This window comes from Microbacterium algeriense (genome assembly GCF_008868005.1).
GTDB lineage: Bacteria > Actinomycetota > Actinomycetes > Actinomycetales > Microbacteriaceae > Microbacterium > Microbacterium algeriense.
In genome coordinates this window covers 391,645-413,329 of the sequence record NZ_WAAO01000002.1, presented here as the reverse complement: position 1 = coordinate 413,329, position 21,685 = coordinate 391,645, and the positions used below count along the sequence as shown (strand labels likewise).

At 70.5% G+C, this 21,685-nt stretch carries 18 protein-coding genes and 1 tRNA gene; 9 read left to right on the top strand and 10 right to left on the bottom strand.

What is annotated here, in order from left to right:
• Positions 1-2 precede the first annotated feature (2 nt).
• Positions 3-1,307 carry a homoserine dehydrogenase gene (locus tag F6A08_RS09535; protein WP_017203147.1) on the bottom strand — a complete coding sequence of 435 codons (1,305 nt, stop codon included), beginning with the start codon at positions 1,305-1,307 and terminating at the stop codon, positions 3-5.
• A gap of 21 nt (positions 1,308-1,328) precedes the next feature.
• A complete protein-coding gene (gene lysA / locus F6A08_RS09530; protein WP_151459334.1) occupies positions 1,329-2,747 on the bottom strand; it encodes a diaminopimelate decarboxylase in 1,419 nt (472 codons plus the stop codon).
• A 152-nt stretch (positions 2,748-2,899) separates the two neighbouring features.
• On the opposite strand from lysA, the gene F6A08_RS09525 reads away from it, so the two are divergent.
• Genes F6A08_RS09525 through F6A08_RS09510 form a run of 4 tightly spaced genes read left to right on the top strand, consistent with a single transcriptional unit; the run spans position 2,900 to position 6,233 of the window.
• Complete coding sequence (locus F6A08_RS09525) at positions 2,900-3,958, top strand: YihY/virulence factor BrkB family protein (protein WP_192576770.1); 1,059 nt, start codon at positions 2,900-2,902, stop codon at positions 3,956-3,958.
• 59 nt (positions 3,959-4,017) lie between these two features.
• Positions 4,018-4,905, top strand: a complete 888-nt coding sequence (locus F6A08_RS09520; RefSeq protein WP_151459333.1) for an alpha/beta fold hydrolase — start codon at positions 4,018-4,020, stop codon at positions 4,903-4,905.
• A complete protein-coding gene (locus tag F6A08_RS09515; protein WP_026049853.1) occupies positions 4,898-5,479 on the top strand; it encodes a TetR/AcrR family transcriptional regulator in 582 nt (193 codons plus the stop codon). Before F6A08_RS09520 ends, F6A08_RS09515 begins: the two co-directional genes overlap by 8 nt.
• Positions 5,480-5,483: 4 nt before the next feature.
• Positions 5,484-6,233: an alpha/beta fold hydrolase gene (locus F6A08_RS09510; protein WP_151459332.1), complete on the top strand. Its 750-nt coding sequence runs from the start codon at positions 5,484-5,486 to the stop codon at positions 6,231-6,233.
• 9 nt (positions 6,234-6,242) lie between these two features.
• Here the strand turns inward: F6A08_RS09510 and F6A08_RS09505 are convergent, their stop codons facing one another.
• Positions 6,243-7,088 (bottom strand): LmeA family phospholipid-binding protein, encoded by an 846-nt coding sequence (locus tag F6A08_RS09505; RefSeq protein WP_017203154.1) that lies wholly within the window; start codon positions 7,086-7,088, stop codon positions 6,243-6,245.
• 40 nt (positions 7,089-7,128) lie between these two features.
• On the bottom strand, positions 7,129-8,793 hold the full coding sequence (gene argS, locus F6A08_RS09500) for an arginine--tRNA ligase (RefSeq protein WP_017203155.1): 1,665 nt from the start codon (positions 8,791-8,793) through the stop codon (positions 7,129-7,131).
• A 93-nt stretch (positions 8,794-8,886) separates the two neighbouring features.
• Between argS and F6A08_RS09495 the strand changes: the two genes are divergently transcribed.
• From F6A08_RS09495 to F6A08_RS09480, 4 genes are all read left to right on the top strand, one after another.
• On the top strand, positions 8,887-9,702 hold the full coding sequence (locus F6A08_RS09495) for an SGNH/GDSL hydrolase family protein (RefSeq protein ID WP_225855799.1): 816 nt from the start codon (positions 8,887-8,889) through the stop codon (positions 9,700-9,702).
• A gap of 16 nt (positions 9,703-9,718) precedes the next feature.
• A tRNA-Arg gene (locus F6A08_RS09490) sits at positions 9,719-9,791 on the top strand.
• 226 nt (positions 9,792-10,017) lie between these two features.
• Complete coding sequence (locus tag F6A08_RS09485; protein ID WP_017203158.1) at positions 10,018-10,512, top strand: DUF1269 domain-containing protein; 495 nt, start codon at positions 10,018-10,020, stop codon at positions 10,510-10,512.
• Positions 10,513-10,516: 4 nt separating this feature from the next.
• A complete protein-coding gene (locus F6A08_RS09480; protein ID WP_124895320.1) occupies positions 10,517-11,905 on the top strand; it encodes a DUF1254 domain-containing protein in 1,389 nt (462 codons plus the stop codon).
• Positions 11,906-11,927: 22 nt separating this feature from the next.
• On the opposite strand, the gene F6A08_RS09475 is transcribed toward F6A08_RS09480, so the two are convergent.
• The 5 genes from F6A08_RS09475 to F6A08_RS09455 all read right to left on the bottom strand — a co-directional run bounded on the left by F6A08_RS09475 (position 11,928) and on the right by F6A08_RS09455 (position 18,054).
• Positions 11,928-14,132: a heavy metal translocating P-type ATPase gene (locus F6A08_RS09475; RefSeq protein WP_151459331.1), complete on the bottom strand. Its 2,205-nt coding sequence runs from the start codon at positions 14,130-14,132 to the stop codon at positions 11,928-11,930.
• Positions 14,133-14,206: 74 nt separating this feature from the next.
• Positions 14,207-14,470 (bottom strand): YHS domain-containing protein, encoded by a 264-nt coding sequence (locus tag F6A08_RS09470; protein WP_151459330.1) that lies wholly within the window; start codon positions 14,468-14,470, stop codon positions 14,207-14,209.
• Between the two features lie 20 nt (positions 14,471-14,490).
• Positions 14,491-16,815, bottom strand: coding sequence for a heavy metal translocating P-type ATPase (locus F6A08_RS09465; RefSeq protein ID WP_151459329.1), 2,325 nt, complete (start codon positions 16,813-16,815; stop codon positions 14,491-14,493).
• 76 nt (positions 16,816-16,891) lie between these two features.
• Positions 16,892-17,845 (bottom strand): heavy-metal-associated domain-containing protein, encoded by a 954-nt coding sequence (locus tag F6A08_RS09460; RefSeq protein WP_151459328.1) that lies wholly within the window; start codon positions 17,843-17,845, stop codon positions 16,892-16,894.
• Positions 17,842-18,054 (bottom strand): heavy-metal-associated domain-containing protein, encoded by a 213-nt coding sequence (locus tag F6A08_RS09455; protein ID WP_151459327.1) that lies wholly within the window; start codon positions 18,052-18,054, stop codon positions 17,842-17,844. The genes F6A08_RS09460 and F6A08_RS09455 overlap by 4 nt, the downstream gene beginning before the upstream one ends.
• Positions 18,055-18,258: 204 nt before the next feature.
• Between F6A08_RS09455 and F6A08_RS09450 the strand changes: the two genes are divergently transcribed.
• Complete coding sequence (locus F6A08_RS09450) at positions 18,259-19,221, top strand: HAD family hydrolase (protein ID WP_151459326.1); 963 nt, start codon at positions 18,259-18,261, stop codon at positions 19,219-19,221.
• Positions 19,222-19,271: 50 nt separating this feature from the next.
• Here the strand turns inward: F6A08_RS09450 and F6A08_RS09445 are convergent, their stop codons facing one another.
• The gene (locus F6A08_RS09445; protein ID WP_151459325.1) at positions 19,272-21,605 is read right to left on the bottom strand and encodes an arylsulfatase; all 2,334 of its coding nucleotides are present in this window, start codon (positions 21,603-21,605) and stop codon (positions 19,272-19,274) included.
• Positions 21,606-21,685 lie beyond the last annotated feature (80 nt).

Sequence of the window (21,685 nt, the reverse complement as noted above, 5' to 3'; positions counted from 1 at the left end):
CGTCACTCGCCTTCCACCCGCAGCACCGAGACCACGCGCGCGACGACGGCGCTGTCGGCGAGGGCTTCGACGGTGGCGCTGAGCGCCTGCTCGGTCGCGCGGTGCGTGCCGATGATGAGACGAGCGGTGGGCTCGTCCTCGCCCTCGACGGTCTGCACCACGGTCGCCACCGACACTCCGCCGTCGCTGAGGATCCCGGCGACCGTGGCCAGGACACCGGGCGCATCGGAGACCTCGAGGGTGATCTGGTACCGGGTCGTGACGTGGCCGATCGGGACGACCGGAAGGTTCGCACGGGTCGACTCGCCCACGCCGACTCCTCCGGCGATGTGCCGGCGAGCTGCGGAGACCACGTCGCCGAGGACAGCGGACGCGGTCTGCACGCCTCCGGCACCCGCGCCGTAGAACATCAGGGATCCGGCCGCCTCCGCCTCGACGAACACCGCGTTGTTGGCGCCGTGCACGGACGCGAGCGGGTGCGAGGTCGGCACGAGCGCCGGGTACACGCGCACGGAGATCGACTCCGCGCCGTTCGCCTCGATGCGCTCGCACACGGCGAGCAGCTTGATCACGAACCCGGCGGCGCGGGCCTCCTCGATCATGGCGGCGGTGATCGACGTGATGCCTTCCCGGTACACGGCGTCCAGCGGCACGGCGGTGTGGAAGGCGAGGCTGGCGAGGATGGCCGCCTTCTGCGCCGCGTCGTAGCCCTCGATGTCGGCGGTGGGGTCGGCTTCCGCGTAGCCGAGGCGCTGCGCGTCGGCCAGCACGTCGGCGAAGTCGGCGCCCTCCGTCTCCATGCGGTCGAGGATGTAGTTGGTGGTGCCGTTGACGATGCCCATGATGCGCACGACACGGTCGCCGGCGAGCGAATCGCGCAGCGGGCGGATGATGGGGATCGCTCCCGCGGCGGCGGCCTCGTAGTAGACGGAGGCGCCGACGCGGTCGGCGGCTTCGAACAGCTCAGGACCGTGGGTCGCGAGCAGCGCCTTGTTCGCCGTGACGACGTCGGCGCCCGCGCCGATCGCCTGCAGGATGTTCGACCGCGCCGGCTCGATGCCGCCGATCAGCTCGATCACGATGTCCGCTCCCAGCAGGAGCGACTCGGCGTCCGTGGTGAACAGCTCCCTGGGCAGATCGACGTCGCGCGGGGCGTCCACGTCGCGCACGGCGATCCCGGCGAGTTCGAGTTCGGCGCCCGCACGGTCTGCGAGCTCGTCGCCGTGGCGCAGCAGGAGCGCCGCGACCTGCGAGCCGACCGCTCCTGCGCCCAGCAGCGCCACGCGAAGTCGTCGGTAGTCAGTCATGGTTGCTCCTTCGGAGGTGGGTCATTGTTCTCCCTCGGGGGCGTCCGCCCCTTCGATGCCCGCATCGCGGGCCAGCACGTCGTCCATGGTCTCGCCGCGGACGATCACCGTCGCGCGCCCGTCGCGCACGGCGACGATGGGCGGGCGCGGCACGTGGTTGTAGTTGCTCGACAGCGGGGCGCAGTACGCGCCGGTCGCCGGGACCGCCAGCAGGTCGCCGGGAACGAGGTCGTCCGGCAGGTACTCGTGGTCGACCACGATGTCGCCCGACTCGCAGTGCTTGCCCACCACGCGGCTCAGGCGGGGCTCCCCCGTGCCGACGCGCGAGGCGAGGCGGGCCGAGTACTGCGCGCCGTACAGCGCCGGCCTGGCGTTGTCGCTCATGCCGCCGTCGACGCTCACGTACCGGCGCACGGCTCCGGACGCGACCGTGACGTCCTTGGTGGTGCCGACTTCATAGAGCGTGACCCCGGCGGTGCCGACGATGGCCCGGCCGGGCTCGAACGACAGCGCCGGAACGGGGATGCCGCGCGCCGCGCAGTCGTCGGCGACGGCGGAGACGATGGCTCCGGCGAGTTCCTCGATCGGGGTCGGGTCGTCGACGCGCGTGTAGGCGATGCCGAATCCGCCGCCCAGGTTGAGCTGGGGAACCGGACCGTCCTCGAGCAGCGCCGCGTGCAGGTCGAGCACGCGCGACGCGGATTCGCGGAAGCCGGCGACACCGAAGATCTGCGAGCCGATGTGGCAATGCAGCCCGGCGAAGTCGAGACCCTCGATCTCGCGGATGCGGGCCACGGCAGCCTCGGCCTCCGGAAGAGGGAACCCGAACTTCTGGTCTTCGTGGGCCGTGGCGAGGAAGTCGTGCGTCTCGGCGTGGACGCCGCTGATCACGCGGACCATCACCCGCTGGGTCGCGCCGGTGCGCGCGGTGATCGCCGCGAGCCGTTCGATCTCGATCGCGCTGTCGACGACGATCGTGCCGACGCCGACCTCGACGGCGCGTTCGAGCTCCGCCACCGACTTGTTGTTGCCGTGGAATCCGAGCGAGCGCGGGGCGACCCCGGCCGCGAGGGCGACGGCCAGCTCTCCCCCGGTGCAGACGTCGATGCGCAGCCCCTCGTCGATCACCCAGCGCGCGACCGTCGTGCACAGGAAAGCCTTGCCCGCGTAGTAGACCTGAGCCGTCGTGCCGTTGTCGGCGGCCGCCCGATCGAAGGCGACACGGAACCGCCGGGCCCGACCGCGCACCTCGTCCTCGTCCAGGACCAGCAGCGGCGTGCCGTACGTGCGCACGAGTTCCGGAGCGCTCACCCCGGCGATCGCGAGAGCGCCGTCACCGTCGCGGACCGCGGACGCCGGCCACACGCCGGTCGCGAGGTCGTTCGCGTCGTCGGGGACGACGAGCCATTCCGGAGCAAGCGAATCGGCAGGGAGAAGCACTGAGCACCAATCGTGGGACGGATCTCGGGCGGAGCGCGCGCATCGAGGTTGCCCCCGATTCTAGGGCAACGGCCGGAAGCTCCTGCTCACGGTGACGGCCCGCGTCAGCCCCTTGCGGAGGGCCGCCGACGCCCTCGTAGGGTGGAGGCGTGGTGGACACGGATACACGAGACAGCGGGTCGCGCACGGACACGGCGAAGAAGCCCGGACTCATCGAACGCGTCAGCGCGCCCGTCATCGCCTGGGCGCTGGCCAGGCGGCCGGTGCGGGCGGCGCTGCTCTACAGCGAGCGACGCGGACCGATGCTCGCCGACAGCGTCACCTACCGGGCGCTGTTCAGCGTGTTCGCCGGCGTGCTGCTCGGCTTCTCGATCGCGGCACTCTGGCTCGCGGGGAACCCCGACGCCTGGCGCGCGATCATCGACGCGGTGCAGGCTGCGGTGCCAGGGCTGATCGGCAAGGACGGCGTGATCGACGCCTCCGACCTGCGCACGCCCGCCTCGTTCTCGATCGCCGGGATCGTGTCGCTGGTCGCCCTCATCGGCGCGGCGCTCGGAGCCATCGGGTCGCTCCGCACCGCCGTGCGCGTGGTGGCCGGGACCGTGCAGGACGACATCCTCTGGATCTGGGTGATCCTCCGCAACCTCGCCCTCGGCATCGGCATCGGCGTCTCCTTCGTGCTGGCGGCCGCGGTGACGTTCGCCGGCCAGCTCGGCGTCTCCTGGATCGCCGACCTGCTGGGACTCCCCGCCGACTCCGCGGCTGTCGCCTGGACGGTCCGGCTGCTCTCCCTGCTCGTGGTGTTCGCGCTCGACGCCGGTCTCATCATCGCGATCTTCCTGCTGCTGTCCGGTGTGCGGCCCGCGGCACGATCGCTGTGGGCCGGAGCTCTGCTCGGCGCATTCGGTCTGATCGTGCTGCAGGAGCTCTCCGGACTCTTCGTCGGCGGCGCGACGAGCAACCCTCTGCTTGCCTCTTTCGCCTCGCTGCTGGCCCTGCTGATCTGGCTCAACCTGTCATCGCAGGTGATCCTCGTCGCGTGCGCGTACATCGTGACCGCCGAGGAGGAGCGCAAGGACCGGCTGCACGAGCGGTTCGGCGCTTCGACCTTCGTCCAGCGCCGCCTCCAGCGCGCGGAGGTGGACGTCCGCATCGCGACGGCCGAGCTGCGTGCGGCGCAGCGCGCTGCGTCCGGCGACGACGCCGACTGACGCCCCGGCTCCCTCGTTGTGACCCATGCTGCTAGGTTGGTCACAACGAGGAGGAGTCCATGACCGCACGTCGCTCGGAACAGGTGCTCCCCTGCGCCACCGTCTCGGTCGTGGAATGGGTCCCCCGACAGGAGACGGGCGTTCCGGTCGTGCTGTTGCATGGAGGCGGAGCCGACAGCGCCGAACTCTCCTGGGGCGGCATCGGCCCTCGGCTCGCGGACGCCGGCCACCGCGTCATCGCCCCCGACCACCCGGGCTTCGGTCGCAGTCCGCGTGCCGCCCGGCCTCTCACACAGGAAGGCCTCGTCCGCTATGTCGGCGAGCTCGTCGACGCGCTCGACCTCGAGACCTACGCCGTCGGCGGCCTCTCCCTCGGCGGCGGCATGACGCTCGGGCATCTGCTCGACCGCCCCGGCAGGGCCCGTGCCGCCATGCTCCTGGGCTGCTACGGGCTGATGCCCCGCCTCGCCGAGGGGATCCGAGGCGCTGCCGTCCACTTCGCGACCTACGTCCTGCTGCGCACCGGCGCCCTCTCCGCGATGACCCGCCGATACGCCCGCGACCCCCGCCTGATGGAGCGCGGGCTGCGCGACGTCGTGCGCGATCCGGACGCGCGCACTCCCGAGCTCGTGGCCGCGGTGCTCGCCGAAGCGTCGGAGGGCACCGGCCTCGAGGTGTTCGGCGAGTGGCAGCGAGAGCAGGTGCGCTGGAACCGGCTGCGGACCGTGTACACCGAGCGACTGCCGTCGATCCGCACTCCCACGCTCTTCCTGCACGGCGACAGAGACACCGGCGTGCCGCTCGCGCGGATCGAGATTGCCGCCCGGCTGCTCCCCGGCGCACAGCTGGTCATCGCCGCCGGTGCGGGGCACTGGGTGCAACGCGATCGCGAAGACGTGGTCCTCGCCGCCATGCTCGATCACCTCGGGCGAGCCGGCCGTGCCTAGGCCGCGGATCCCCGACCGCCGCGAACGCCTCCTCGATGCGGCGGAGGGGCTGGTGCTCGCCCGAGGGTTCGATGCGGTGAACGTGGCGGCGATCGCCGCGGAGGCCGGGGTGGGCAAGGGCGCCGTGTACCTGGAGTTCGCGAGCAAGCACGCGATCCTCGATGCGCTCCTGCAGCGCGGCAACGCGCGCATGGCGGACCGCGTCCGCAGAGAGTTGGGTGATCATCCCTCCCTCAGCGCGGCCTACCGGTCTTCGGCGCGCGCGCTGCTGGACGACCCGCTGATGTCCGCGGCCTTCCTCGACGACCGGGGCGTGCTCGGCGTGCACGCCCTGGAGACGACGGACGACAGATACCGTGAGCGTCACACGGCCGTCATCGCCTGGGTGCGGCATCTGCAGGCGCAGGGCCGGATCGTCGAGGACGTGACCGCGGACGCACTCGCCCTCGCGCTGTCCAGCGCGACGATCGGCCTCCTGTCCGCAGCACGGCTGCTCGGGCCGCTGGATGCGGCTCAGCTGGAGTCCGCGATCGATGCGATCGGCCGGATGGCCGCGTCCCTCGAGAAGGAGTGAGCCGATGCATCTCGACAGCCCCGCACCGAGCGGTCTGCGCCCGCTGCTGCTCCTGCACGGCGGCGGCGTCGCCGGCTGGATGTGGGATCCGGTGCGCGCACACCTGCGCGGCGACCACCGCATCCTCGTCCCCGATCTCCCCGGGCACGGTCGCAGCGCCGACGAGCCCTACGTGTCGCACGCGGAGACGGTGCGGGAGCTCATCCGCATCCTCGAACGGGAGCGAGAGCCCGCAACGGTCGTCGGCTTCTCCCTCGGTGCGCAGCTGGCCGTGCTGCTCGCGGCGGAGCGCCCCGACCTGGTGGCGCGGGTGACGGCCGTCAGCGCCCAGGCCGTCCGGATGCGGGGCACCCGCCTGACCCTCGCACTGCTGTCCGCCACCGCCGGCCTGGCGCGCAACGAGCGCTTCGCGCGCGCGCAGGCACGACAGCTGTTCATCCCCGAGCCGCTTCTCGACGAGTACCTGCGCACATCGGCCGCGATCTCCCGGCAGACCCTGATCGCCGCGGTGTCGGCGAACCTGCGTTTCACGCCTCCCGACGGGTGGGCGCACTTCCCCGGCCCCGTCACGCTCGTCGTCGGCGCCGCCGAGCGGGGCCTGCTGCACCGCTCGGCCGCGGCCCTGCGCGCCGAACGCCCCGCCAGCACGATCATCGTCGTCGACGGCTGCGGGCACGGCATCCCGCTCCAGCGGCCGGACTGGCTCGCCGGTCACATCGACGGCTCGGTCGATCCGCGTCCGTCGGTGCGCTAGCCGCACCGGTCAGTTCGGGCAGACGCCCTTCGCCTGCAGTGACTCGTCGGAGACGATCGCCCCGTCCACGTCCAGGTCGATCACGGCCGTGTCGTCCACGATCTCGAGCCCGGAGAGAGTGAGTCCGGCCGGCAGCCGGTCCGCGATGCACACCCGCTGCGGCTGTGTGAGCCCCTCCCCGAGCGACCCGAGGTTCGAGCCGAGCTGGTCCAGGTCGATGTCCAGCCCCCCGATGCTGGCGGAGACGGGCGTGAGCTCGATGTCGCCGTCCACCGCGCTCGGCGTGACGGTCAGGGAGAGCGGGACGGCCGCCCCGAGCAGGCTGATCGAACCGCCGACGGTCGCGTTCGGTGCGGCGAACTCCACCGTCTCGACGGGGAGGTCGCTCCCGGCGAGCAGGGAGGTGAACTGCGTCTGATCGACGGTGACCGTTCCGGATGCCCCGCCGAGGTCACCACCGCGCAGCGGCACGCTCGTGGCCGTGACGTCTGCCGCCCCCGTGATCCCCTCCAGCGTGACGGAGTCCGTCGACAGGTGCAGCGTGTCTAGCGTGCCGGAGAGGAGCTGGGGAAGCAGGATGCCCTCGGTCTCGACGTCGAGCTGCTGGTCTGCGGGCAGATCGAGCTTCTCGATCACGACGGAGCGGACGACGCCCGGAAGCACCGCACGCGCGACGAGCTCCGCTGCGACCACGAGCAGGGCGAGCACGACGACGACGATCAGCACGACCCAGGGCCAGCGGCGACGGCGCCGCCGCGTCGGCTGCTCGCCTGCGGCGGAGGAACCGGGGATGACGAGCGTCGGATGCTCCGCCGCGGCGTCCGGGTACGGCAGGGTGTGGTTGTCGTCGCTCATGCCTGCCATCCTGCCTCACGGGCGAACCCGCACGCCTGCACTACATGCGCTCCGGTGCGGAGACTCCGAGCAGATCGAGGCCGTTGCGGAAGACCTGCCCCGCGGCGTCGTTGAGCCACAGGCGGGTGCGGTGCACGCTCTCGATCGGGTCGTCGCTCAGCGGGATCACGCGGCAGTTGTCGTACCAGCGGTGATACAGACCCGCCAGCTCCTCCAGATAGCGCGCGACCCGGTGCGGTTCGCGGACCTCTGCAGCGAAGGCCACGATCCGCGGGAACTCCTGCAGGGCACCGAGCAGGGCCGCCTCGGTCTCGTGCGTGAGCGTCTCGGGGGCGAACTCCGAGCGGTCCACGCCCGAGTCGGCCGCGTTCCGAGCCACGTTGTGGGTGCGCGCGTGCGCGTACTGCACGTAGAACACCGGGTTGTCGTTGGTGCGCTTCTGCAGCAGCTCGGGGTCGAGGTCGAGCGGGGAGTCGGCGGGCGAGCGCTCCAGCGAGTAGCGGAGCGCGTCCGTACCGAGCCAGTCGAGCAGGTCGTCCATCTCGATGATGTTGCCTGCGCGCTTGCTGAGGCGCGCGCCGTTGATCGACACCATCTGGCCGATCAGCACCTGGACGTTCTTCTCCGGGTCCTCTCCCGCGGCACCGGCGATGGCCTTCAGACGGTGGACGTAACCGTGGTGGTCGGCGCCGAGCAGGTAGATCTTGTTCTGGAAACCGCGGTCGCCCTTGTTCAGGTAGTACGCGGCATCGGCGGCGAAGTAGGTGTACTCGCCGTTCGAGCGGCGGATGACGCGGTCCTTGTCGTCCCCGAAGTCGGTGGTGCGCACCCAGACGGCACCGTCCTGGTCGAACACGTGGCCCTGCTCGCGCAGACGGTCGACGGCCTGATCGATCAGACTCGAGCCCGATGCGTCCTTCGCGTGCAGCGTGCGCTCCGAGAACCACACGTCGAACGGCACGTTGAAGCGGTCCAGCGAGGCGCGGATCTCGGCGAGCTGGAACTGGTAGGCGAGTTCGCGTGCCACGACCAGCTGCTCATCCGCTGCGAGGTCGAGCAGGTCGGGGCGCGCTTCACGCACGCGGCCGGCGAGGGTGGCGATGTACTCCCCCGGATAGCCGCCCTCGGGGGTCGGCTCCCCCTTCGCTGCGGCGAGCACGGACAGCGCGAACCGCTCCATCTGCGCACCCGCGTCGTTGATGTAGTACTCACGCACGGCGTGGGCGCCGCTGGCGAGGAGCAGACGCACGATGGAGTCGCCGAGCGCGGCCCACCGCGTGTGCGCGATGTGGAGAGGACCGGTCGGATTCGCCGAGACGAATTCGACGTTGACGCTGACGCCCGCCTGCGACGAGTTCGTGCCGTAGGCGGAGCCGGCATCGACGATCACCTGCGCGAGCGCACCGGCGGCCGCCGCGTCGAGGCGGATGTTGATGAACCCGGGGCCGGCGACCTCGGCGCTCGCGATGCCGTCGACATCCGCGAGACCTGCGGCGATCTGCTGCGCGAGCTCGCGCGGGTTCGTCCCGAAGGGCTTGGCAAGGCGCATCGCGATGTTCGACGCCCAGTCCCCGTGGTCGCGGTTGCGCGGGCGCTCGAGCACGATGTCGGCTGCGCTGAGCTCCAGCGGCTCGCCGGGGCGTCGTTCCTCGGCGATCGGAGCGAGGACGGCGAGAAGGGCGGCGGCGAGGGTTTCGGGGTTCATAGCCTCCCCAGTTTACGGGGCGCCGGGGCGCTTCCCGACGGCGCGATGAGCGACAGAATTCGCATTCGGCCCGCGGTGATCTACTCTCATGCCATGCCCGCCTCCGTCTCCCGCCGCCGACTGCGCACCGCAGGCGTCGGCATCGCGCTCGTGCTCGCCGCCGCCGCGGGCGTTCTCGGGGTGTGGCGGCCGTGGGCATCCCCGCCGTCGTCGGCCCCGGTCGGCGTCGGTGTCGAGGGCGGGAACGGCGTCGCATCCGTGATCGCCCCGGCCCCGCTGGTGCTTCCCGAACACCCCAGAGTGCTCGTGTTCGGCGACTCCTGGACGTACGGGTCCGCGGCCGACGAACCCACGCTCGGCTACGCCTACGTGCTGGCCGATCTGCTCGACGGCGAGACGATCGTGGACGGCGTCCGCGGCAGCGGGTATCTGAAACCGGGAATCGACGGTCCGACCTTCGGAGAGCGCATCGCGGCGCTCGACCCCGCCCTGGCTCCCGACCTCGTGCTCATCCAGGGATCGATCAACGACCGCGAGCAGGGTGCTGCCGGCTACCGCGAAGCCGTGACGGCCGCGTGGGATGCTCTCGCCGCGAAATACCCAGAGAGCGCGATCGTCGTCCTGGGCCCCGCTCCACACGTCCTGCCGGTCGGAGCAGGCACGGCCCGCATCGACGTCGACCTCTCGGAGCTCGCCGCCGCACGCGGATGGTGGTACATCTCTCCCATCGCCCAGAACTGGATCACGCCGGAGAACTACCTGGATGTGATCGACGTCGACCCGGGACGCCGCCATCCCTCGACCGAAGGCCACCGTTACCTCGCCGAGAAGGTCGCGGCAGCGCTCGACGAACTGCGCGCCGCCCCGGTCACAGAGGCAGGCGGGTCGGAGACCACCCCCGACGAGTGATATTGTCGATCGGTACGCCTCCGTAGCTCAGTGGATAGAGCGCCGGTTTCCGGTACCGTAGGTCGCAGGTTCGACTCCTGTCGGGGGCACACACATGACGCAGAAAGGCCGCTCTTCGGAGCGGCCTTTCTGCGTACGCGCCTTTGCGCCGTCACCGTGCTTCCCCCTCGCGGGAGCGCCAAGCTCCCCCGGGTGATTTCCCGCTCTTCCCGCCACTTCCGGGCACGCCCGTGCCTAGCCTGGCTCGAGGGGGCTGACGGCTCCCGCATCCGGCGGTCGGGGCATCGCGCCCCGGCTCAGAGAAGGGAAGAGCTCATGGCTGAACTGATCGTCATCTCCTACGATTCCGAGACGCAGGCCGAAGGCGCCTACGAACAGATCCAGGCGCTGCAGAACGACCTGGTCGTCGAGCTTGCGGGCCTCGCGCTCGTGAAGGTCGATCAGAACGGCAAGACCAAGGTCGAGTATCCGGGGGCCGCGGGCAACGTCGGTGTCGGAGCGGTCGGAGGCGCGCTGTTCGGCATGCTCATCGGCCTGCTGTTCTTCGTCCCGGTGGCGGGGCTCCTCTTCGGCGGGCTCTTCGGTGCGCTGTTCGCCGGCCTGGACAAGACGGGGATCGACGCGGAGTTCCGCGACCGGGTGAAGAGCACGGTGTCCGCCGGCAAGTCCGCCGTCGTCGTGTACGCGACGAAGATCACCGAGGACAAGTTCGCCGCCGCCCTCGCGCCGTATCAGGGCACCGTCGTGCAGACCTCGCTCTCCGCCGAGGAAGAGGCGGAGCTCATCCACGACCTCGGTGGAGCGAAGTGATCTGATGGCGGCAGATCTTCCTGGCCGTCTCGCCGACGTACGCATGGACGGCGAACTCCCCGCGCGCACCGACATCCCGCTGATCTTCGACGAGCTCGACCACCAGTTCGCGTGCCAGGCGTACCTGTGGGCGCTGCCGCTGGTCTCCTATGCCCAGTGGAAGACACAGCACTACGACGTGTTCGGCGCCACCAGCAGCGACCTCGTGCGCTACCTCAGCTATCGCGATCGGCTCGGCCTCATCACGGCCAACGCGACGACCCCGTACATCCTGAACTTCTTCGATCTGTCGCAGACCGGTCCGCTCGTCATCGAGCTGCCGCCTGGTCCGACCGCCGGCGGAGTCTCGGACTTCTGGCAGCGGGAGATCGGCGCGATGGGCGAGATGGGACCGGACCGCGGGGAGGGCGGCAAGTACCTCGTGCTGGCCCCGGGGGTCGATGCTCCGGACGGGCTGGGTGAGGACTATCGGGCGCTGCGCTCCTCGGGCGTGAACATCATGTTCGGGTTCCGGACCCTCGATCCCGACCCCGAGCGCTCGGACGCGCTCGTGCGTGCCGTGCGGATCTATCCGTACGCGGATCGCGCCCACCCCGCGCCGACGCGGATCGTGTCGCCGGAGGGCAGACCGTGGAGCGGGGACCAGCCCCGGGGAATCGAGTACTGGCGTCGCCTGCACGACATCTACCAGTCGGAGGTCGTCGACGAACGGGATCGCTTCCACCTCGCCATGCTCCGGCAGCTGGGCATCGAGAAGGGCAAGCCGTTCGCTCCGGACGAGCGTCTCACGCGGATCCTCGAGCAGGGCGCCGCGGCCGGAGAACTCATGGCGCAGGCGAACACGTTCGCCAAGCGCTTCCCGCAGGGGACGTACTGGCCCGACCGGGCGTGGGAGCTCGCGATCGTGCTCGACAACTCCGCCCAGCGGGGAGACGGCTACGACGAGCTGCTGGAGCGGGCGTCGTGGTTCTACGAGGCCGTGTCGTTCTCGGAGGCGATGAAGAGCACGACGCCGGGCGTCGGCCAGGCATACCTGGGGTCGTATACGGACGGAGCCGGCGAGTGGCTCGACGGAGGGCGGGACTACACGCTGCATGTGCCCGCCGACGTGCCGGCGAGGCTGTTCTGGTCTGCGACCGTGTACGACGCGACCACGCGCTGCCTGATCGACAACCCTCAGCAGCGCGGCGATCGCGGATCCCGCGACGAGCTCGTCCGCAACGCCGATGGATCGGTCGACCTGCACTTCGGACCCGCCGAGCCCGCGGAGGGCGAACGGAACTGGGTGCAGACCATCCCGGGTAAGCACTGGTTCTCCTACTTCCGCTTCTACGGACCGCTGGAGCCGTACTTCGACCGCAGCTGGAAGCTCGGGGACATCACCCCGCGCTGACTCCGGGGTGACGACGCGCCGATCATCGATCGAGGATCGCGCGCGTCGTCACCTCCGGTCGAAGGTCGAGGCGACGCAGCAGCTGGGCGTTCAGCGCCACGACGATGGTCGACAGCGACATGAGGATCGCTCCGACCGACATCGGCAGGACGAACCCGATCGGAGCGAGCACGCCCGCCGCGAGCGGAACCGAGATCAGGTTGTAGCCGGCCGCCCACCACAGGTTCTGCTTCATCTTCCGGTAGGCGGCCCTCGAGAGCTCGATCACGGACAGCACGGCGCGCGGGTCGTCGCCGGCGAGGATCACCCCGGCGGATGCGATCGCCACATCGGTTCCGGCGCCGATCGCCAGTCCCACGTCGGCCTGCGCCAGGGCAGGGGCGTCGTTCACGCCGTCTCCGACCATCGCGACCTTGCGCCCTTCACGCTGCAGCTCCTGCACCTTCGCGGCCTTGTCCTCCGGACGCACCCCGGCGAAGACCCGGTCGATCCCGAGGTCGGCGGCCACGGTGTGGGCGACCGCCTCCGCGTCACCCGTGATCATCACCACCTGCACACCGAGCGCGTGCAGCGCGTCGACCGCCTCCCGCGACTCCGGGCGCACCTCGTCGGCGAGCTTCAGCGCACCGATGACCCGACCGTCGCGGAGCACGTGCAGGATGATGGCGCCGTCCGCGCGCCAGCCATCGGTCACCGGGAGTTCGTCCGCGCTCTCCTCGGAGAGCAGATGAGGACCGCCGACGCGCACCGTCGCCCCGCCGACAGTGGCCGTGACGCCCACCGCGGGCGACGAGCGGAAGTCGCGGCTCTCGGGCACGGAGAGTCCGCGGTCCGCAGCGGCGCGCACGATCGCCCTCGCGAGCGGATGCTCGCTGTCGGCCTCCGCCGCAGCGGCGAGCGCGAGCACCTCCGTCTCCTCCTGCCCCTCGACGGCCGCCACCGCCGACACGATCGGCTCTCCCTTGGTCAGCGTGCCGGTCTTGTCGAACAGCACCGTGTCGACGGTGCGCATGCTCTCCAGTGCCAGACGGTCCTTGACCAGCACGCCGCCTCGCGCCGCCCGCTCCGTCGCGATGGAGACGACGAGCGGGATCGCCAGACCCAGCGCATGCGGGCAGGCGATCACGAGCACGGTGATGGTGCGGATCACGGCCGCGTCGGGGAATCCGACGAGAGTCCAGACGACCGCGGTGATGGCCGCCGCTCCGAGGGCGAACCAGAACAGCCATCCGGCTGCCGTGTCGGCGAGACGCTGCGCTCGCGACGACGAGTTCTGCGCCTCCGTGACGAGGCGCTGGATCCCGGCCAGGGTCGTGTCGTCGCCGGTCGCGGTGATCTCGACGCGGAGCCCGGAGTCCGTCGCGACGGTACCCGCCGTGACGAGGTCGCCGATGTCGCGGGCGACCGTGCGGGACTCCCCCGTGACCATCGACTCGTCCATCGAGGCCCGACCGTCGATGATCCGGCCGTCGGCGGGGACGCTTCCTCCCGGCCGGACGATCACGATGTCGCCGACGGCGAGCTCGGTGGGCGAGACCACGACGACCTGTCCGCCCTCGACGCGCTCCGCCTCATCGGGGAGGAGGGCGGCGAGCGAGTCGAGCGCCGACGTGGTCTGAGCGAGGGAACGCATCTCGATCCAGTGGCCGAGCAGCATGATCACGATCAGGAGCGCGAGCTCCCACCAGAAGTCGAGCTCGTGATGGAGGATGCCGAGGCTCGCACCCCACGACGCCAAGAAGGCCACCGTGATGGCGAGGCCGATGAGCAGCATCATCCCGGGCTTGCGCGCCCGGAGCTCGCTCACCGCGCCGACGAGGAAGGGCCTGCCTCCCCAGACGTACATCACCGTGCCGAGGACCGGCGAGACCCAGGAGAGACCGGGCACGTCGGGGAGCGTGTAGCCGAGGATCATCGCGAACATGCCGGACAGCGCGACGGTCGGCACGGCCAGCAGGAGCATGATCCAGAAGAGTCGCCGGAACTGGGCGACGTGGTCGCCGTGCCCGCCATGACCCGCGTGGTCGCCGTGACCCTCGTGACCGGCGTGCGCGTCGTGACCGGCGTGCGCGTCGTGACCCGCGTGACCGGCGTGACCGGCCGGACCCGCGTGACCGGCGTGCGCGTCGTGCTCTGCTTCGGGCGCGGCGGAGTGGGATCCGCCGGCGTGTCCGGCGCCTGGATGGGTTCCGGTGCTGTCGCTGTGCTCGTGGTTCGGGGTGCTCATGGACCTCTCCTCTGCGGAAGACGGTACCCGTTCGGGGCCGGAGTGTCGCCGGCCCCGAACGGGACGGAGTGTGATCAGGCTGCTGCGACGGCGTACTTCGCGGGGTCGGCGTCGAAGGCCGGGCCGCACCCTGCGCAGCAGAAGTAGTAGCGCGTGCCGTCATGATCGCGGAAGAGCCCTGCGGCTTCCGCGTCGGCGATCACGACGGGGCTGCCGACCATCACCGGGCACTCCGCCGTGCCGTCGGCGGGCGTGGCGAGCAGGTCTCTGCGTCCTTCGGCGGACACGCGACTGCCGCCGTCGATGCTGCAGCAGGACGCTGCGGGGGAATCGGACATGTGATGCTCCTCTTTCGATCTCAGTGGGTGTCCGCGGAGGCTGCCGGCACCGAGCGCTCGCGCCGTGCCGGGGTCTCCGACGGGGAGGGGTCCACCGCCTGGCTCCGGAAGGAGCGGAGGCGGAGGCTGTTGCCGACGACGAAGACGCTGGAGAACGCCATCGCCGCACCGGCGAGCATGGGGTTGAGCAGCCCGAGCGCCGCGAGCGGGATCGCGGCGACGTTGTACGCGAAGGCCCAGAACAGGTTCCCCTTGATCGTGCCGAGCGTCTTCCGGGAGAGCCGGATGGCGTCCGCCGCACTGCGCAGATCTCCGCGCACCAGGGTGATGTCGCTGGCCTCGATGGCGACGTCGGTGCCGGTGCCCATCGCCAGCCCGAGGTCGGCCTGAGCGAGGGCGGCCGCGTCGTTCACGCCGTCCCCCACCATCGCCACCACCCTGCCCTCGCGCTGGAGGCGCGTGACGACGTCGACTTTGTCCTGCGGCAGCACCTCGGCGATGACCTCGGTGATGCCGACCTCGGCCGCGATCCGCTCTGCGACGGTCCGGTTGTCACCTGTGAGGAGGATGGGCGTCAGTCCCAGACGCTTCAGCTGCACGATCGCCTGCGCACTGGTGGGCTTCACCGCGTCCGCCACGACGAGGACGCCGCGCGCCTCTCCGTCCCACCCCACGGCGACGGCCGTCTTGCCCTGGCTCTCGGCCTCGGCCTTGGCTGCGGCGAGCGCGGCGGGCAGGTGCTGCGACCATTCGGCGAGCAGCGACTCCCGGCCGACCAGCACCGCGTGCCCGTCGACCATCCCCTGCACCCCCTTGCCCTCGATGTTGGCGAAGTCCTCCGGCGCCGGGAGCGCTCCGGTCTCCTGCGTCGCCGCCTTCGCGATCGCCTGGGCGATCGGATGCTCGGACGCGTCCTCGACGGCTCCGGCGAGGCGCAGCAGCTCGTCCCGCCCCACGCCCTCCGCGGTGTGGACGCCGGTGAGCGTCATCCTCCCGCTGGTGACGGTGCCGGTCTTGTCGAGGACGACCGTGTCGACCGTCCGTGTGGATTCGAGAACTTCCGGCCCCTTGATCAGGATGCCCATCTGAGCGCCGCGTCCGGTGCCGACCAGCAGCGCCGTCGGGGTGGCGAGACCGAGCGCGCACGGGCAGGCGATGATGAGGACGGCCACGGCGGCCGTGAAGGCGGCGGACGGGGGGAAGCCCGCTCCGAGCCAGGCGCCGAGCGTGCCGAGGGCGACGGCGATCACGATCGGGACGAAGATCCCCGAGACGCGGTCGGCCAGCCGCTGCACCTCGGCCTTCCCGGTCTGCGCCTCCTCGACGAGCTTCGCCATCTGCGCCAGCTGCGTGTCGGAGCCGACGCGCGTGGCCCGGACGACCAGTCGACCTCCGGCGTTCACGGTGGCGCCGGTGACGGCGTCTCCCTCTCCCACCTCGACCGGCACCGACTCCCCCGTCAGCATCGATGCGTCGACGGCGGAGGTTCCCGAGACGATCACCCCGTCGGTGGCGATCTTCTCCCCCGGCCGCACCACGAACTCGTCGTCGGGCTTCAGGTCCGTCGTGGGGATCCGCATCTCGATGCCGTCGCGCAGCACGGCGACGTCCTTCGCCCCGAGTTCCAGGAGCGCACGCAGCGCCGCCCCGGCCTGTCGCCTCGAGCGCTTCTCGAAATAGCGGCCGGCGAGGATGAAGGTCGTGACCCCGGCGCCGACCTCGAGGTAGATGTTGGCGGCGCCGTCGCTCGGCGCCACCGTGAGTTCGAACGGGTGGGTCATCCCCGGCACCCCGGCGGTGCCGAGGAACAGGGCGTAGAGGGACCACAGCAGCGCGGCGACGGTACCCAGGGAGATGAGGGTGTCCATGGTGGCCGCGCCGTGGCGGAGGTTCGTCCAGGCGGCCCTGTGGAAGGGCCAGGCCGCCCAGACGATGACGGGGGCGGCGAGCGCGAGCGAGAGCCACTGCCAGGAGGTGAACTGGAGGGCGGGGATCATCGCCATCGCGACGACGGGGACGGTCAGCACGATCGAGGCGATCAGGCGGTGCCGGAGATCCGTCAGCTCCCTGTCCGATGCAGACTCGGCATCGGGCGCCGGAGTCGTCGCCACAGGCGCGGGAAGCGCTGCGGTGTACCCGGTCTTCTCGACCTCGGCGATGAGCACAGACGGGTCGATTCCCGCCGGCGCCGTGATCTTCGCCTTCTCTGTGGCGTAGTTCACGGTCGCCGTCACGCCGTCGATGCGGTTGAGCTTCTTCTCGATCCGCATCGCGCACGAGGCGCAGGTCATTCCGCCGATCTCCAGCTCCACGCTGGCTGCGGCTGCGTGCTGCGTGTCGGTCATGATGATCTCCTCGATCCTTCGCGTTCCCCGCCCGGGAGCGCGGCTCCTCGTGGCGGGCGTCGGTACAGCACGGGTCTCAATGCCCCTCGTGGTCGTCGCCGGTCCCGGCTGGCGTCTCAGCCATAGGAGCGGCGGCCTCGATCACGAACGGCGCGGTGTGCACCGTCCCGTCGACCTGGAAGTCGAGGTAGAGCAGATATCGTCCAGCGGTCGGGGCCTGCACGGTGAAGCGCACCTCAGGACCGGAGAGCTCCTCCGCCTGCGGCTCCTCCCCATGGGCGTGGACGTGCAGATACGCGAGGTCCCCCTGGCGCAGGGCGACGAGGTGCCCGAAGGCGCCCAGATACGGCTCGAGCGTGGTGACCGCCTCGCCGTCTCGGGTGACCTCCACCGTCAGCTCGCTTCCGGTGCCGGCGACCACGTCGCCCCGGACTCGCACGTCGAACCCGTCGACACTCGCGGTCGTCCTCGTGTCGGCCGGCGCGGCCGGGGCGAGGGGGCCTGCGACGTCGACCGTCCGCGACAGCGTCGCGCTGACGCCTCCTTGCCCGGTGAAGTCCGCGTACACCCGGTACGTGCCGGCGGCATCCCACGTCCACGGCAGCGACCACGTCCCGGTGGCGGTGTCCAGCTCGGGGTGGACGTGCCGGTATGCGGTGCCGTCACTGCGCACCACGATGAGGTGGAGCTGCTTGTCGTGCGCGGTCTCGTAGCCGGTGACCGGATCGCCGAGCGCATCGGTGATGCGGAACGACAGCTCCCCCGGTGCGCCGGGGTCGGCCGGCGCGGAGATCGGTCCGAGGACGTACCCGGATGCGGCGATCGTCACTCCGCTCATGTCTTCCTCCTGTGCGGCCGCGGGGCCCGCGGTGTGTCGTTCCTGCTCGGTCGGGGTCTGGTCGTGCCGCGCTTGATCCGTCCATGCGGAGACGGCGGCATCGGGCACCAGCGCGCCGGCGGTCGCGAAAGCCGCTCCGAACACGACGACGAGACCTGCGCCGTAGATGCCGAGACGGCCTGCGGTGTTCATCGGGAACGCGTCGCCTGGTAGCCGGCCTCGTCGACGGCGGCGAGGATCGCGTCGTCGTCGATCGGCCCGGCGCTCGTGACGACGAGGCGGCCCGTCCGAGCACTCACCTCGATCGAATCGACGCCGGGCACCTGGCCGACCTCGCCCCGGATCGCGACCTCGCAGTGACCGCAGCTCATTCCGGTGACCTGGTACTCGCTCGTGCGCATGACCTCTCCTCTTCTCGATTCGGGATACCCCAATGGGGTACTTGTCTTTCCCAACCCTATACCCATGGCGGGTATTCCCGGCAACACGAAGACGCCGGATATCGGGGGCGTCCTCACCCTTCCCGGGCGACCTGCCGCGTCGCCCCCCGCCGTGGCGTGCCACGCTGGAGTCGCTCATCACTCCACGGGAGTCGAGGTTTCGAGATGACGGATCAGACGGCCCTGCCCTCATGGCGCGACACCCGCACGCGCCGAGACATCGAGGCCTTCGTGGCCGCCGTGAGCGAGGGACCCGATGCGGTGCCGGTGGCGGAGCGCGTCGCGGTGTTCGACAACGACGGCACACTGTGGACCGAGAAGCCGATGCCCACACAGCTGCACTACGTGGTCGAGCAGTGGCGCGCAGCAGCGCAGCGTTCCCCGGAACTGACCGAACGGCAGCCCTACCGCGCGGCGGTGAGCGGCGACTTCGGCTGGCTGAGCGCCGCGATCGACAAGCACTACGGCGGCGACGACACCGACCTGCAGATCATCATCCAGGCGCTGGTCGGCCTCACGGACGGCGTGAGCGTCGAGGAGTACGCCCGATCCGTGGCGGAGTTCTACCGCACCGCACAGCACCCCACGCTGCGGCGTCCGTACTCCGCCGCCGTGTACCAGCCGATGGTCGAGCTCCTCCGCCACCTCGAGCTGCACGGCTTCACCTGCTACATCGTCTCCGGCGGCGAGCGCGACTTCATGCGCCCCATGACGCAGGCCAACTACGGCATCCCGCCCGAGCGAGTGGTCGGCTCCGCTTTCGGCCTCACCTGGAACGAGGAAGACGCGTCCGTGCACTACTCCTCATCGCTGGCCTTCTTCGACGACGGCCCCGAGAAGCCCGTGCGGATCTGGAGTCGGATCGGGCGACGGCCGCTCTTCGCCGGCGGCAACTCCAACGGCGACATGGCGATGCTCGACTTCGCCCGCCGCGGGCCCCGCCCCGGTTTCGCGATGCTCGTCCACCATGACGACGACGATCGCGGCGACGCCCCCTACGACGCGGGAGCCGAGAAGGCGCTCTCCGTCGCCGCTGACCGGGGGTACACGGTCGTGAGCGTGCGCGAGGACTGGGCGACGGTGTTCCCCGGAGAAGGGGTCCCCGGAGAAGGGGCGGCCTCGGTCTGACGGGCGCGGGGTCCGGGCGAACACCCCGCCGCGGACCCCGCGTCCGCGTCTCACTCCCGCGAGAGCATCGCGGCCGCCTCGAGCTCCAGGTCACGGTACTGCTCCGTGCTGACGTCGATCCCGACACCGAGGAGCTTCCCGCCCGTGAACGGGAACGGGTTGCCGTACTGGCGACTCACCGGATCCGCGCTGTCCCATCCGACGCAGAGGCCGTCGCCGCACAGCGTGAACTTCCCGACCTGCGCCCGCATGGGGCCGGAGGCGACGGCGCGATCGTCGACGTACAGTGTCGCCGTGCCGACGGATTCCCCGTGCTCGCCCGCGCCTTCACGGACGAAGTCGACGCCGACGGTGTGCGGGCCGGGTGTGAGCCTCTCCGACGTGAACGTCTGCTCCGGGGGGATGCCCAGGAAGTTGTAGACGTAGGTGAGTCGGTCGTCCTTGATGAAGAGCGTGTGCCCGCCGAACCGCGAGCCGTGCGCGAAGATCACCCCCTGCGCCCCCTCGTCGAGCACGACGTCGGCGACGATCTTGTACGAGCGGCCGCGCAGGTTGACCGCGACGCTCTCGGGCACCGCGTCGGTCCCGGGATAGTAGACGTACCGCTCGCGGGGCGCCTCGGCCTGCGGCCGCGCGACACCCAGGATCTCCCGTGCCGAGCGGTCGTCGAGGGGAAGCGCGAAGTTCGCCTCCGCCTGCTGGAACCAGGCGGCGATGAGCTCCTGCAGCTTCTCCGGGTGGCTCCCGGCCAGGTCGTTCGACTCCGATCGGTCCTCCGCGACGTGGTACAGCTCCCAGACGTCGTCCTCGAAGTGTCCCTTGCCGCTGAGCGGGGCGTGCACCGCGGCCGCTTTCCATCCGTCCTTCCAGATGCCGCGGGTGCCGAGCATCGAGTAGTACTGCACGCTCTTCCTCGTCGATCCGTCCGGTTCGGCGTCGAAGCTGTACTTCATCGACACGCCGTCGAGCGGGTGCTGGGCGACTCCGCGGAAGGTCTCGGGCATCTCGATGCCGATCACATCGAGCACCGTGGAGACGATGTCGACCGAGTGGTGATACTGGTGGCGCAGTTCGCCCTTCGCCCGGAACCCCGCCGGCCAGTGGATCACCATCGGGTCGCAGGTGCCGCCGGCGTACTGCGAGTAGCGCTTGAACATCTGGAACGGTGTCGAGAACGCCGCAGCCCAGCCGGTCGGGTAGTGGTTGTAGGTGTCGGCGGACCCGAGCCGGTCGATCATGGTGAGGTTCTCGGCGAGGTCGTCCGGATAGCCGTTGAAGAACTTGTTCTCGTTGACCGATCCGTCCGGCGAGCCCTCCCCCGACGCGCCGTTGTCGGCGCAGTAGAAGACGAGCGTGTTGTCCAGCTGGCCGGTCTCCTCCAGATAGTCGATGATGCGTCCCACCTGCGCATCGGTGTACTCCGAGAAACCGGCGAACACCTCGGCGAAGCGGGCGAACAGCCGCCTCTCGTCGGCGGAGAGCTCCTCCCAGGGACGGACGTGGTCCGCCGGATTGGCCGCCTCCTCCGGCAGCGGATTGAACGGGGTCAGCGCCGTTCCCTCCGGCAGGATGCCCTTGTCGATCATGCGCGCGAGAACCCACTCGCGGTAGGCGTCGTAGCCGTCGTCGAAGGCACCGCGGTACTTCTCGATGTATTCCTCCGGCGCATGGTGCGGGGCGTGGTTGGCTCCGGGACAGAACCACATGTACCAGGGCTTGGACGGATTCGAGGCCTGCTGGTTGCGGATCATCTTGAGCGCCTGGTCGGCGAGGTCCTTCGACAGGTGATAGCCCTCCTCCGGCGTCGCCGGCGCCTCGATGAAGTGGTTGTCCTCGACGAGGTCGGGGTACCAGTTGTTGGTCTCGCCGCCCAGGAAGCCGTAGAAGCGGTCGAAGCCGAGTTGGAGCGGCCACATGGATCGATTGCCCCCGGGGGCGATGTCCTCCTCCGGGACGTTGTGGTTCTTCCCGACCCAGAACGTCGAGTAGCCGTTCTGCTGGAGGATCTGCCCGATCGTGGCGCATTCGGCGGGCAGGCGTCCGGCGAACCCGGGGAAGCCGTTCGTGCCCTCCATGATGACCCCGGCCCGGTTGACGTGGTGGTTCCGGCCGGTGAGCATCGTCGAGCGGGTCGGCGAGCACAGCGCCGTCGTGTGCCATTGCGTGTAGGTGAGGCCGCCGCGGGCGAGCCGGTCCATCGTCGGCATGCTGATGCGCCCGCCGTACGGCGACCAGGAGGCCAGCCCCGTGTCGTCGTACAGCACGACGAGGATGTTCGGTGCACCATCCGGTGCTGACGTCAGCTCGTACGGTGACCAGTCCGGCACCGAGTCTCGGACGTCCAGCGTGATCTCACCGGCGAAGTCCGAATTGAATTCCGGCATATCTGTCTCCTTCGATCGGGGTGCAGCTGACCAGCGTCGAGGCGAGTATCCCCCGCACGGGCGGGTGGAGCGGATGCTGC

Coding starts and splice junctions, on each gene's coding strand:
- F6A08_RS09450 (WP_151459326.1), top strand. CDS start 18,259: ATGACGGATCAGACGGCCCTGCCCTCATGGCGCGACACCCGCACGCGC.
- F6A08_RS09465 (WP_151459329.1), bottom strand. CDS start 16,815: ATGACCGACACGCAGCACGCAGCCGCAGCCAGCGTGGAGCTGGAGATC.
- argS (WP_017203155.1), bottom strand. CDS start 8,793: ATGAACCCCGAAACCCTCGCCGCCGCCCTTCTCGCCGTCCTCGCTCCG.
- F6A08_RS09520 (WP_151459333.1), top strand. CDS start 4,018: ATGACCGCACGTCGCTCGGAACAGGTGCTCCCCTGCGCCACCGTCTCG.
- F6A08_RS09505 (WP_017203154.1), bottom strand. CDS start 7,088: ATGAGCGACGACAACCACACCCTGCCGTACCCGGACGCCGCGGCGGAG.
- F6A08_RS09510 (WP_151459332.1), top strand. CDS start 5,484: ATGCATCTCGACAGCCCCGCACCGAGCGGTCTGCGCCCGCTGCTGCTC.
- F6A08_RS09535 (WP_017203147.1), bottom strand. CDS start 1,307: ATGACTGACTACCGACGACTTCGCGTGGCGCTGCTGGGCGCAGGAGCG.
- F6A08_RS09470 (WP_151459330.1), bottom strand. CDS start 14,470: ATGTCCGATTCCCCCGCAGCGTCCTGCTGCAGCATCGACGGCGGCAGT.
- F6A08_RS09445 (WP_151459325.1), bottom strand. CDS start 21,605: ATGCCGGAATTCAATTCGGACTTCGCCGGTGAGATCACGCTGGACGTC.
- F6A08_RS09480 (WP_124895320.1), top strand. CDS start 10,517: ATGGCGGCAGATCTTCCTGGCCGTCTCGCCGACGTACGCATGGACGGC.
- F6A08_RS09495 (WP_225855799.1), top strand. CDS start 8,887: ATGCCCGCCTCCGTCTCCCGCCGCCGACTGCGCACCGCAGGCGTCGGC.
- F6A08_RS09455 (WP_151459327.1), bottom strand. CDS start 18,054: ATGCGCACGAGCGAGTACCAGGTCACCGGAATGAGCTGCGGTCACTGC.
- F6A08_RS09475 (WP_151459331.1), bottom strand. CDS start 14,132: ATGAGCACCCCGAACCACGAGCACAGCGACAGCACCGGAACCCATCCA.
- F6A08_RS09485 (WP_017203158.1), top strand. CDS start 10,018: ATGGCTGAACTGATCGTCATCTCCTACGATTCCGAGACGCAGGCCGAA.
- F6A08_RS09460 (WP_151459328.1), bottom strand. CDS start 17,845: ATGAACACCGCAGGCCGTCTCGGCATCTACGGCGCAGGTCTCGTCGTC.